The organism is Anaeromassilibacillus sp. An250 (assembly GCF_002159845.1).
Taxonomy (GTDB): domain Bacteria; phylum Bacillota; class Clostridia; order Oscillospirales; family Acutalibacteraceae; genus Anaeromassilibacillus; species Anaeromassilibacillus stercoravium.
In genome coordinates this window covers 75,548-87,215 of record NZ_NFJK01000002.1, presented here as the reverse complement: position 1 = coordinate 87,215, position 11,668 = coordinate 75,548, and the positions used below count along the sequence as shown (strand labels likewise).

Sequence of the window (11,668 nt, the reverse complement as noted above, 5' to 3'; positions counted from 1 at the left end):
TACCTCCTCGAAAAAATTAATTAATTCATACAAACCGGGTCCCTTTCCCGGTTTCTACCTTAATCAAGCTGCTGCACCGTCCGGCGCAGCTCCAGCACCGTGCCTGGGGTAACCGAAAGCTCATTGATTCCAATGTCTACATAGAACCTTGTCAATTCGGTATCTCCAGCGGATTCCCCACAAATCCCAATCCAGATTCCCGCCTTCTTTGCATTCTCCGCTGCCATCTGAATCATGCGGAGGACTGCCGGATGGCGAGGATCGTACATCGAAGAAATCTGCGGATTCATACGGTCTACAGCAAGTGTATACTGTGTTAAGTCGTTGGTCCCAACACTAAAGAAGTCCACTTCTTTCGCCAGTAAATCACTCAAAATGACAGAAGCGGGCGTTTCGATCATAATCCCGATTTCAAAGTCCGGTGCAAACGCAACACCTTCCGCCTTCAAATCTGCTTTTACTTGGTTGAGCAACTCCTTGATTTTCTTAACCTGTTCCACCGAAGTAATCATTGGGAACATGATAGCCAGCTTGCCAAAAGCAGAAGCCCGAACCAATGCACGCAATTGGGTAACAAAAAGCTCCTTACGGTCCAAGCTGATCCGAATCGCACGATATCCCATCGCCGGATTCTCTTCCTTAGGAATATTCAAATAAGGGACCTGCTTATCTGCACCTAAATCCAGTGTGCGGATAATCACACGCTTGCCCTTCATCCCCTCCAGGACCGTTTTATATGCTTCAAACTGTTGCTCTTCTGTTGGAAAATCGTCGCTCTCCATATAGAGGAATTCACTGCGGAACAAACCAATCCCATCGGCATCGTTTTCCAAAACCATCTCTACATCGCTGGGATGCCCTATATTGGCATTGATCTCCATTTCTACGCCGCTTTTCGTCACAGCCTTTGTCCCTTTAAGCAGCTGCAAATCTTTTTGATGTTGCAGGAAAGCGTCGCGCTTTTGCTCGTATTCCTTGAGGGTAGCCTCATCCGGCTCTATAATTACGTCGCCCGCGCTGCCGTCTACAATGGTCATCGCGCCATCTTTCAAGCTTGAAAACGCATCACAAAGTCCTACTACAGCAGGGATGCTCATCGTACGGGCCAGAATCGCCGAATGCGAACTCTTTGAACCCTGCTCGGTAACAAACGCCAGGACCTTGCTCTTATCCATTTGGACGGTCTCGCTCGGCATCAAATCAGAAGCAGCAACAATCGCTTCTTCCTTTAAACTATCCAAGCCACTGTCCAAATTCGGGTCAAGGCAACTCAACAAGCGCTTCGAAATATCGACAACGTCGGCACTGCGTGCACGCATGTATTCATCGTCCATCTGGGCAAACATCGTTGAAAACTGCTGCGCTGCCTGCCAAACAGCATATTCTGCATTCACCTTTTCGTCAGAAATGCAATCTTTAATTGCATCAAAGAAATCGTCGTCCTGAAGCATCATGATATGGATCTGAAAGATCATCGAATTCTCTTCGCCTACTCGTTTTAAGGCATCCAGGTAAATCCGATTCAGCGCAGCTTCCGCCTCTTCTTTTGCGGATTCAACACGCTTAATCTCCGCCTCCACATCGGTAATCGGCTTTTTCGCAATTTTATCATCCAGCTTCACACAGAGCTTCAATTTCCCAATTGCAATACCATTGGAGGCTGCAATCCCTTTTAAGGCCTGCATTTCATCACCACTTTCTATAACCATCTCTTTTGCACACAGGAAACGTTTTAACTGTGAACAATCTGTTAATGTAATATTTATATTATAGCTTTTTCAACAAATTGTCAATATATTTAAAAAAAATCCATACTAGATTGTAAATCTTGTCCACTTCTGTGCAAAAGTAGTACGCAATTATTCTATCTCAAACCATAAATACCAAAAAAAGCATTCGGGAAATAAATAGGATTGACTGAAATCTATCGTTTGATAGTAAAATAATCTTCTGTTAATGTTTACATCCCGCTTACTGTTGTTATAATGAACAAATTTTCCTATTATAACAAGGAATTTATCAATTTGCAGTTTTTCCAGTTATTAAATGGAGCTTTTTCACACCTCCTGCACGATCTGGAAAACGGTAAAAAAGAAAAACAGCGGCCCGGGCAAAATGCCCGAACCGCTGCTGCGCAAATACAACTATCGAATCAAATCAAATAGCTATACTTATAAACTTGCTAATTCTTAGCCTACCGTTACCGTGCAGACCTTAACACCATTGACATACACGCCGGTGCTCTGGCCAGCGGAGCCGATTGCATAGACTGCGAAGTAGTAGTCGTTGCCATCGATCTTACCAGCCTGGGTCTTCAGAACAGCACCGTTGCCAACCGTGAAGGACGGAGCGGACGGAGCAGTGATCTTGAAGACATAGCGGTTGCCAGCTGCAAGGTTGAAGTCAACCGTCGTGTCGGAAGTCACAACAGGCTCCGTAACCTTGATGATGAAGAGCTTCACAGCGTTCTGGCCAGGAACCGTAGCATAAACGCCAGCGGTCGTGCCAACAGCGCCAGTAGCCTTGATGGTGTAGGTAGCCTGGCCGTTTGCGAACGGAGTCTTCAGAGCATGAACAGCAACATTGCCAGTGCCGATGGTAACCGGAGCCTCAACCTGGGAATTCACAACGAAGTCCTTCGTGGAGCCCTGCGGAACCTCAACGATGCCGGACAGGTCGCTGGAAACAACAACTTCCGGAATAGCCGTTACGGTGCAAGTTGCCGGATCATAATCTTCGATCTCATAGCCGTCGGAGTCAACAACCGTTGCAATCAGCTCAAAGCTGTTGGAGGTTGCATAGACATCGTCATAATCCTTAACGGAGATCGTCAGGGTTGCGCCATCAGCAGTGATGTCGAATACATCTCTGTCAGCGTCGCTGTAATCCCAAACGATGGAAGCACCTGCCGGCAGGGAAGTGCTTGCCGGATAGTTGGAAACAGTAACTGTATCGGAGAAGCCCTTAGCGATGGTGACTTCGCTCTTATCCAGAGCAACGCCCGCGAAGGAAACGCTTCTTACCAGGAAGGAATCGGTGTTGCTGTCGACAGACTTTCTCTCAACGGTGAAGCCTACGCCGCTGAATGCATCCGTGGAGCCAACGTCCTTAGCTGCCTTGTAAGCAACATCGCCAACATTCACGTTTGCGCCAGCCAGTCTCAGTTTCACATCGCCGGAAATGCTATCGGAAACATAGAGCTTATCTGCACCAACAACCAGCTTGCCGTCGCCGGAAACGCTCTCAACTTCAACAGCGTCTCTGAACTCGATGGAGCCGCCCTCAGCGATATCGAGGGAGCCGAGCTCTACAGCGCCAGTCACAACAACGGTGGAATCCTCATCAACGGAAATATCCTGTGCATTCAGGATGGTCGGCAGGGTGCCCTGGAAGTCAACAAAGTTGACGTTGCCCTCATAAGCGCAATCCAGTTCCGTGATCTCTACATTGCCGCCCGTCAGGTTCAGTTCGCCGTCGTCCTTCAGGACAACCTTCGCCAAACGGATCTGGCCGTCTTCGCTGCTGCAATCAACGGAGATGTTGGTTGCCTCGACCTTGCCGTTCACAACCGTATCGATCTCGTCGTCTTCTGCATCAATGGTAACGTCCTTATCGGTGAGAACGTCGCCGCTTACAGTACCGCCAACGATGGAGATGTTCTCATCTGCTTCGATGGAAGCTGCCGTACCGTCGCTCATCTCAACACTGCCCTTGACGTCGAGTGCGCCAACCGTGCCGCCGGAGATGGAAACCATGCCGGTTGCATCGGTGATGTCGCCGACCTTCGCCTTATCCTCAACGGAAACGTCTGCTGCGTCGGTGATCTTGCCAACGCTTGCGCTGCCAGTTACATTGACGTTGGTTCCCTTCAGAACCTTGATGTCATAGCCGGCAACATTGCTGTCGGAATCCATGTTCGGAGCGGAAGCATACGGCGAAATCGTCGTCTTGCTGCCGTCCTTGTCGATCGTAACGTTGCCCGTCACGTCGATTCTCTTCAGGATCGTAGCCGTGGTGCTCTCTTCGGTGGTGTTGAACTTGGTCTTGTCACTGCCGGTTGCGCTCTTGATGGAGAGCTTCATCGTACCAGTGCCCTTGCCTCTGTTCTGGATCGTAGTAACGTCATCCTCGTCGTCCACATCAAATCTGGTGGTGGAAGAAGTCTCAATGCGGAGCGGATCGTCGTCCTCATTGACAGTGGTCTTCTTATAGGTAGCTTCCAGGTTTGCACCGGCAACTGCCTTATAAACTGCAACATTCTTGACGTCAAGATCGTTGTAAGAAAGCTCCAAAGCCGGAACCTCTTCGCCGGTCTTCGTCTCCGGAACGCCGTCAACACCAACAAACAGATAGCCGCTCTCCACTACGTGGATGGTGATTTCCTTCTGGCCCTTCAGGGTGATGTCGCGGTCGTCGCGGGTGATGGTCGCTTCGCCATAGACCATGATGGTCTCGGTGCCGGTCTTGTCGCTCTTAACTCTGGCCTTGCCGTCCTTAATGGAGATCAGGTTGTCGCCCTTTGCATGACGGAAGGAAAGATCCTCGCTGTCAACTGCAACGTCCTTTTCCGCCTTATCGGTGGTGGTCAGGGTCATGGTGCCGATCAGACCTTCGAGATCAAACTTGTACTCGTTCGGGTCCTCGGTATCCTTTACGAGGGTAACTTCATCGTCGCCGCTGAAGCTTACGCTGCCAGCTCTTTCACTGGAAGCTGCGAAAGCAAAAGTTCCCGAAAAGCTAGACGTGAGCAATGCCATTGCGAGCACTGCTGCGAGAGCTTTTCCTGTAATTTTTCTCATCCTTTTTGTCCTCCTTAAAAATCGTGGTTTGCGTATTTGCGCATGCCATAAGAGAAATGAACATAATGAACGTCACGGACATTAACAGGATTAGCCCTTGACTAAGACGATACGGGGGAGGCCCCTCCTAGATGGCGCTAGAAAGACAACCCACATATGCGTCCCTCATATGTTACTTGGATTATAAGATATTTATTTCGCAATGTCAAGTGCGGAAATCACAATATTTTTTGGATTTTTTTGCGAAAAACCCGCATGAATCCTAGGTTTTTGCCCTTTTGGAAGCGTTTGCTCTAAAATATTGGCAGCCTTGGCAGGCTTCTGCCAACAGCCGCGGGGCCGTGTTTTTCCGATTTATAAGCCTGGCTGTACGGGCAAATCATCGCACAGGCAGGCACGTTCCCCGCCATGTGAGACCACATAAATCCCGCACGGCGCCGTTCCCTTCCGGTCGCGGCAGCGCGGGCATTTGATGGTCAGTCCTGCGCCCATGGGCAAATCGTAGCAGCAAGCTACCCGATTGCAGGAACAACCGCTGGAGGCATACCAGGAACAGGCCGCACAGTTTGTACAATGTTTCACCGCAGGTAAATCCACATATTCCGATGCAATTTTCCCACCCTTCTGATACTCCCCGTTGCTGATGAGAATATGGGAAGCGGCTATCTCTGAAAGCCAATGGCTCCAATGACTTGCTGTTCCATGATGCGGCGCCTTTACAATATAATAGTCATGATAGAGACGGTCCGCAATGGCGTCAAAACTCTCAGGGGCCGCATCACCCGTCATAAGGATGTCGTCAAGACTGGCTTCACTGGTACGGCGGTTGTGGAAGATCACGCTGGCCGTGTTCAGTTCATCGGAATAGGCTGCCGTCGTGCCCGGATCGGTCAGAATCTGTACGACGTCCGGGGCAGTCGGCAAAAGATGCAGCTCTGGAATCAGCGCGTCAATCTGCTCCAAGAGGGCGTCCAACTGCGCGATTCCTTCCGCCCGGAGGGGGGACGATTGGCAGCAGGCGCCATACGCCTTCCCGTAGCGCGCCTTGAGTTCCAAAAAGCGGCGGGCCGCCTCCGGCAAAAACGGGGAAGCCAAGCAGACGTTTAACTGTTCCACCGCCGAAGCGAAGAGCTCCGAAAAGGGGTACCCCTCCCGGTCCGGCCAAAGCACCTCGTACGTCACGCCGTCAAACAAAAAACTGGAGCCGCCCGCAATCGGATAGACGCGGTCCGCCCCCGCACTTTTCGCAATGCGGCTAAAAATTCGCAGGGCGCTCAAATTGACCTGCGCATAATCGCTCTGCCGCGGCAAAAAGGCATAGACAAATAGAGCAAAATCCAGCAACAAATGCTGCCCGCGCGCGTCCGCCGGGGATACCGGCAAAAGGATGCGGTCAAAATACCCGCCGCGTTTCGACAGCATCTGATACAGCCCACAGAGATGGTCCCTGTGATAATGGGTCAACAAAAACTCACGCCCTGAGCAGCCGGAATAGCGCTCCATCAACGTTGGGTCCACATAGGCGCTGAAATCCAGATCCCCTTCGCGGATCTTCTGGTTGATGCTTCCGCAGTCCACCATCAGAATATCGTGATGGGAACCGCCCAAAACAATGCATTCCCCATATTCTACATTATGTAGTTCGAGCCATTGCAAAACGGCTCACCCCCATACTCCTATAATAAATCGTCCAACCCCTGCACTTTCCCGTTTTCAAAAATGCCGGTGATGACCGTCCCATTCGCCAATGTCAGCGTCCCTTTGCCATGGCGCAGGTCGTCTTTCCACTCCCCTGCGTATAGAACCGCCCCATTCCGGTATTCGGTTCCGTGCCCATCGCGTTTGCCGTCCTTCCATTCGCCCGTATATAATAAGTTGCCTTCCGCGTCGAAGGCCGTCCCGCATCCCGTCGGGATATTATCCCGCCACTTTCCGACAAAAATGGAACCGTCGCGGGAGCTAAAGGAGATCCCCGAACCGTGGCGTAGATTGTCCTTCCAGTTGCCGACATAGCAAAGCTTGCCCGACTTATAATAATAGGTACCGAATCCGTCGCGCTTGTCCTCATGATATCCGCCCTCGTAGGCGGTATGGCCATTCGTCATCTCGGTGCGCCCGTTGCCTTCGCGCATTCCATTTAAAAGATCGCCAAAGTAGGCATAACTCTCTTCCGCACTGATAATAATGCGTTTGACCGGCATAGCGGCGGGCTTTGGCGATCCATCGGCCTCCTCGCCGGTTTGCTGCGAAGCTTTTTGCTTTAACTCCGGCGCATGCACAACAATCCCGTGCCGGTTTTTCGCCGCCACCGCGTAGCGCTCCGCATGCGGCGGGCGTACGACTTCTTCGAACGCATCGTCCTCTGCCGGCTTTTCCTCCGCGGCAGGTTCCGGCTCCTTTTGTTCCTGGGCCTTGAGCTCCGCTTGCACCAACTTTAAAAGCTGGGAAAGGCCGGAATTCAACGCAGGAAGCGGAAGCTCCTTTTCTTGCCAGGAGGGCTGCGGAACGTCCAAAGTCGGCGGGCAGGCCGTGCCCCACTGGGCCGGTTTTGCAGCGTCCTGGCCCGCGGAAAAAAGCTCATGGTCCGCCGCATAGTCCCCCTCTTGCGCAGCCGCAGGGGATTCTGAAGCCGGTAGCTCCGGGGAGGGTCCCTCTGCGATGGCCTCCTCGGGCTCCGCCCCCGCTGTTTCCGTCTCTGTCTCAGGAGTATCCGCATCATTGGCGATGTATGTAAACCCTGCGAAGGCGGGCTCTTCCCCGCCGGTTTCCGAATCCTCCGGGCGATAAACAAGATCTTCAGGGATTGCCTCCGGCGGGCGTTCCACCAAAGAACGGCGCAACGCCGCTTCTTCCTCCGTGCAGTAGCAAAAATCCCCTTCCGAGGTCTCCGCCCAGACGCGGGGCTCTCCCAAGCGCGCATCCGCCAAGCTTTGTTCCGGCGTGCCGCGGCGCAGCGCGCAGGGGACCAGTTTGATCCGGCTGTATTTCCCGCTGTCCGGGTTCCACTCCGTCAAAAGCAGGCCGCCTGCAATTGGGGATAGCACAGCCGCCGGAAGCTGATCCCTCCGGCCGTCCATATAATAAGCGGTGCTCTCCCAACGCAATTCCAACGAAAAACGCGCTTTGCTCACCGGCTCGCCGCGCTCCCCGAAATGAACCAGTTCAAATCCATTTTCATCGCGAAAAGCCTGCTGGACCAAAGCGCCGCCGCGCCGGACAGACCACGTGAAGCGATGCCAGCCTACTCTTCCACGATAAACCGTCTTGACGCCGGAGTTGAAGTCTTCTTCCCGCACAGACACCGTCCGGTCCTGTGTAAAGCATTCGCGCCGTGCCTGGCTCAGTAGGGAGGGCTTGGCGGCAGGGCCGTCGTAGTCCCGATGGTACACGGCATAAAAAAGGATGTCCGTTTCGCTTTGCATAGTCGATCCTTCCTTAATCAAAGAAAGCAAAGGCTTTCTATCTCTATCATTATATATAAGGTCATTATACATGTTTCGCGCTGGTTCCGCAAGGATTTCAGACGCACAGCGCCTTTTCACGGGTCCGCTGCACAAGCAAAACAAGAAACGAGGCCCCTGCCCAGGAGATTTCCTGGACAGGGGCCTCGCTGTTTCTTTGGAGCAAGATTCCTCTGCTTCCGCAGATGCAGGGAGCCATTCCCAGCATACCGCCATTTTTATGAGCTACTATCATCGCGGAGCCCCTGAAACAGCTATGGCAAAGCAATTACGCTTTAAACATATGCTCCACATTCTGCATCGCATGGCCGACCGCATGCATGGCGCGGTGTGCATCCCGGCGCAGATGGCGGTTCTTCTTCATCATTTGGCTGCCGACCGCCGCCACCGCAACACTGGCGACAATACCCGCGCCGATTCCTTTGACAAAGCCCATCGTTTCCTTATACATCATATACGACCTCCAAATTGCATTCGATTTTTCCAACAATTCGATCAGGGTGTTCCCCCGCATTAGTTTCCCCTCCTTATGGGTGAATATCGGTTCCGTTTGTTTCCGGTCCTTTTGCAAAATTTTGCGGTTTCTGGCGATTGATGGTATAATGGCCATGCATCTTAGCAAAACTGAAATCGGGCATGTCCCGGGGGAGAATGAAAAACATGGCAACACTCAACATTGTACTGGTGGAACCGGAAATCCCGCAAAACACCGGAAATATCGCCCGCACCTGCGCGGCCACCGGCGCCCGGCTTCACCTGGTCGGGCTGATGGGGTTTAAAATCGACGACCGGAAGCTCAAGCGCGCGGGCCTGGATTACTGGCATCTTTTGGACATCACCTATTACGATAGTCTTTCCGATTTTTTCAGGCAAAACAGCGGCAATTTCTACTATTTTTCTACAAAGGCGCGGCATGTGCATTCCGACGTCACCTATCCGGACGGCTGTTATCTGGTGTTTGGCAAGGAGACTGCCGGACTGCCGGAAGAGCTGCTCCTTCAGCACCCGGATAACTGCGTCCGCATTCCCATGCTGAACAATCCGGACGCGCGCAGCCTGAACCTCTCGAATTCGGTGGCGATCGGCGTCTATGAAGTATTGCGGCAGTGGAATTATCCGGATCTTCTCTGCGCCGGGCAGCTTCACCGGCTCTCCTGGGATTGACAGAAAGCGCCGGAAAACCGCCTTGGACCCTGCAAAAATCGGGTCTTCTCTCTTGAAAATAATTCCCATTTATTGTATACTGAAAATCAAGCGTAGAAGACTCTGAAAATTCAAATAAAGGAGCGCAAACGTTATGAATTACCTGAATAAAAAAACTGTCGAAGACATCGACGTAGCGGGCAAGAGAGTCCTCGTCCGCTGCGACTTTAACGTCCCGTTTGATGCAGAGGGCAACATCACCGACCCGAAGCGCATCAACGAGGCTATGAAAACCATTAAATATTTGATCGACCACAAAGCGAAGGTCATCCTCTGCTCCCATCTGGGCCGCCCGAAGGGTGAATTCAACATGAAGTATTCCCTCGCTCCGGTCGCTGAATACCTCTCCAAGGCACTCGGCCAGGAAGTCAAGATGGCGAAGGACGTTGTCGGCGAGAGCGCAAAGAGCATCGCCGCTTCCCTGCAGGACGGCGAGGTCGAGATGATCGAAAACGTCCGCTTCCATAAGGAAGAAGAAAAGAACGATCCGGCCTTCGCAAAGGAGCTCGCTTCCTTGGCGGAAATTTATGTCAATGACGCATTTGGCACGGCACATCGTGCGCATGCTTCCACCGCTGGCGTTGCCGACTATCTGCCGGCTGTCTGCGGCTATCTGATCCAGAAGGAAATCACCATCATGGGCGGCGCGCTCACCGACCCGAAGCGCCCGTTCGTCGCCATTCTGGGCGGCGCGAAGGTCTCCGATAAGATCGGCGTCATCACCAACCTGCTGGACAAGGTGGACACCCTCATCATCGGCGGCGGCATGGCTTATACCTTCATGAACGCACTGGGCTATTCCATCGGCACCTCCATCTGCGAGAGCGACAAGGTCGAGCTGGCAAAGGACACGATGGCAAAGGCCAAGGAAAAGGGCGTCAAGTTCCTGCTCCCGGTGGACAACGTTGTTGCAACCGAGTATAAGGCCGACGCAGAGAACAAGGTCGTCGATTCCGACCAAATCCCGGACGGCTGGATGGGCATGGACATCGGCCCGAAGACCTGTGAGCTGTTCGCAGACGCCATCAAGGGTGCTGGAACCGTGGTCTGGAACGGACCGATGGGCGTCTCCGAGTGGGATGCTTTTGCAAACGGCACGATCGCCGTTGCGAAGGCTGTTGCAGACAGCGGCGCAATCTCCATCATCGGCGGCGGCGATTCCGCTGCTGCGGTTGAGAAGCTCGGCTTCGCGGACAAGATGACCCATATCTCCACGGGCGGCGGCGCTTCCCTCGAGTTCCTGGAGGGCAAGGTTCTCCCGGGCATTGCCTGCTTGAACGATAAGGACTAATTTGAGCATCCGCGCCTTCGGCGGGGACTCCCGCCTGCCAGGGATTCGTTCCCGGCTGTGCGGTTCCCGCCGGAGGCTTCTTTTTTGACTATCATATAAAAGGGGATAGACATCCATGAACAAAGCACTGAGAAAAGCCGTCATCGCCGGCAACTGGAAAATGAACAAGACCCCTGCCGAGGCCAAAGAGCTGATCGAAGGCATCAAGCCGTTGGTCGCTGGCGCAGGCTGTGACGTCGTTGTTTGCGTCCCGTATGTGGATCTTGCCACCGCTCTGGAGGCAACCGCAGGCACCAACATCGGCGTGGGCGCGGAGAACTGCCACTGGGAAGTTTCCGGCGCTTACACGGGAGAAATTTCCGCAAATATGCTCACCGCAATGGGCGTAAAATACGTTATCATCGGCCACAGCGAGCGCCGCACCTATTTTGGCGAGACGGACGTCACCGTCAACAAGCGCGTGCGCGCTGCATTGGACAGCGGCCTGACCGTGATCCTCTGCGTGGGCGAATATTTGGAGCAGCGCGAACAGGGCATCACCGCCGAGCTGGTGGCTATGCAGACGAAAATCGCGTTGCAGGGCGTCAGCAAGGACGAGCTCTCCCGCGTGATCATCGCTTATGAGCCGGTCTGGGCAATTGGCACCGGCAAGACCGCGACCGCAGAGCAGGCCAACGAGGTCTGCGCCATCATCCGCGAGACCGTGAAGGGCCTCTACGACGAGGCGGCCGCCAATGCGATGACGATTCAGTACGGCGGTTCGATGAACGCGAAGAATGCGGCGGAACTGCTGGCGCAGCCCGATGTGGACGGCGGCCTGATCGGCGGCGCTTCCTTGAAACCCGCAGACTTCGCGGAGATTGTCAAAGCTGCTACGCAGGGCTAATATCCCCTGCAATGTTTAATAGAGTAGG

Annotated in this window: 8 protein-coding genes; 3 read left to right on the top strand and 5 right to left on the bottom strand. The window is 53.2% G+C overall.

Annotated features, from left to right (window positions below):
* Positions 1-59: 59 nt before the first annotated feature.
* From ptsP to B5F54_RS02020, 5 genes are all read right to left on the bottom strand, one after another.
* Entirely contained in the window at positions 60-1,685 is a 1,626-nt protein-coding gene (ptsP, locus tag B5F54_RS02040; RefSeq protein ID WP_087229820.1) for a phosphoenolpyruvate--protein phosphotransferase, read from the bottom strand.
* A 504-nt stretch (positions 1,686-2,189) separates the two neighbouring features.
* Positions 2,190-4,799 (bottom strand): hypothetical protein, encoded by a 2,610-nt coding sequence (locus tag B5F54_RS02035; protein ID WP_087229817.1) that lies wholly within the window; start codon positions 4,797-4,799, stop codon positions 2,190-2,192.
* A 354-nt stretch (positions 4,800-5,153) separates the two neighbouring features.
* Positions 5,154-6,455, bottom strand: coding sequence for a hypothetical protein (locus B5F54_RS02030; RefSeq protein ID WP_087229814.1), 1,302 nt, complete (start codon positions 6,453-6,455; stop codon positions 5,154-5,156).
* A gap of 20 nt (positions 6,456-6,475) precedes the next feature.
* On the bottom strand, positions 6,476-8,221 hold the full coding sequence (locus tag B5F54_RS02025; RefSeq protein ID WP_172749506.1) for a hypothetical protein: 1,746 nt from the start codon (positions 8,219-8,221) through the stop codon (positions 6,476-6,478).
* Positions 8,222-8,528: 307 nt separating this feature from the next.
* Positions 8,529-8,714 carry a hypothetical protein gene (locus tag B5F54_RS02020; RefSeq protein ID WP_237966721.1) on the bottom strand — a complete coding sequence of 62 codons (186 nt, stop codon included), beginning with the start codon at positions 8,712-8,714 and terminating at the stop codon, positions 8,529-8,531.
* 206 nt (positions 8,715-8,920) lie between these two features.
* Here B5F54_RS02020 and B5F54_RS02015 point away from each other — a divergent pair, with 206 nt between their 5' ends.
* The 3 genes from B5F54_RS02015 to tpiA all read left to right on the top strand — a co-directional run bounded on the left by B5F54_RS02015 (position 8,921) and on the right by tpiA (position 11,640).
* Positions 8,921-9,424 carry a tRNA (cytidine(34)-2'-O)-methyltransferase gene (locus B5F54_RS02015; RefSeq protein ID WP_087229808.1) on the top strand — a complete coding sequence of 168 codons (504 nt, stop codon included), beginning with the start codon at positions 8,921-8,923 and terminating at the stop codon, positions 9,422-9,424.
* Between the two features lie 133 nt (positions 9,425-9,557).
* Positions 9,558-10,754, top strand: coding sequence for a phosphoglycerate kinase (locus tag B5F54_RS02010; protein WP_087229805.1), 1,197 nt, complete (start codon positions 9,558-9,560; stop codon positions 10,752-10,754).
* Positions 10,755-10,869: 115 nt separating this feature from the next.
* On the top strand, positions 10,870-11,640 hold the full coding sequence (gene tpiA / locus B5F54_RS02005) for a triose-phosphate isomerase (protein WP_087229801.1): 771 nt from the start codon (positions 10,870-10,872) through the stop codon (positions 11,638-11,640).
* Positions 11,641-11,668 lie beyond the last annotated feature (28 nt).

What these genes read in the sequence shown, in the direction of transcription:
- ptsP (WP_087229820.1), bottom strand. Translation starts at nt 1,685, where the DNA reads ATGCAGGCCTTAAAAGGGATTGCAGCCTCCAATGGTATTGCAATTGGG.
- B5F54_RS02035 (WP_087229817.1), bottom strand. Translation starts at nt 4,799, where the DNA reads ATGAGAAAAATTACAGGAAAAGCTCTCGCAGCAGTGCTCGCAATGGCA.
- B5F54_RS02025 (WP_172749506.1), bottom strand. Translation starts at nt 8,221, where the DNA reads ATGCAAAGCGAAACGGACATCCTTTTTTATGCCGTGTACCATCGGGAC.
- B5F54_RS02020 (WP_237966721.1), bottom strand. Translation starts at nt 8,714, where the DNA reads ATGATGTATAAGGAAACGATGGGCTTTGTCAAAGGAATCGGCGCGGGT.
- B5F54_RS02015 (WP_087229808.1), top strand. Translation starts at nt 8,921, where the DNA reads ATGGCAACACTCAACATTGTACTGGTGGAACCGGAAATCCCGCAAAAC.
- B5F54_RS02010 (WP_087229805.1), top strand. Translation starts at nt 9,558, where the DNA reads ATGAATTACCTGAATAAAAAAACTGTCGAAGACATCGACGTAGCGGGC.
- tpiA (WP_087229801.1), top strand. Translation starts at nt 10,870, where the DNA reads ATGAACAAAGCACTGAGAAAAGCCGTCATCGCCGGCAACTGGAAAATG.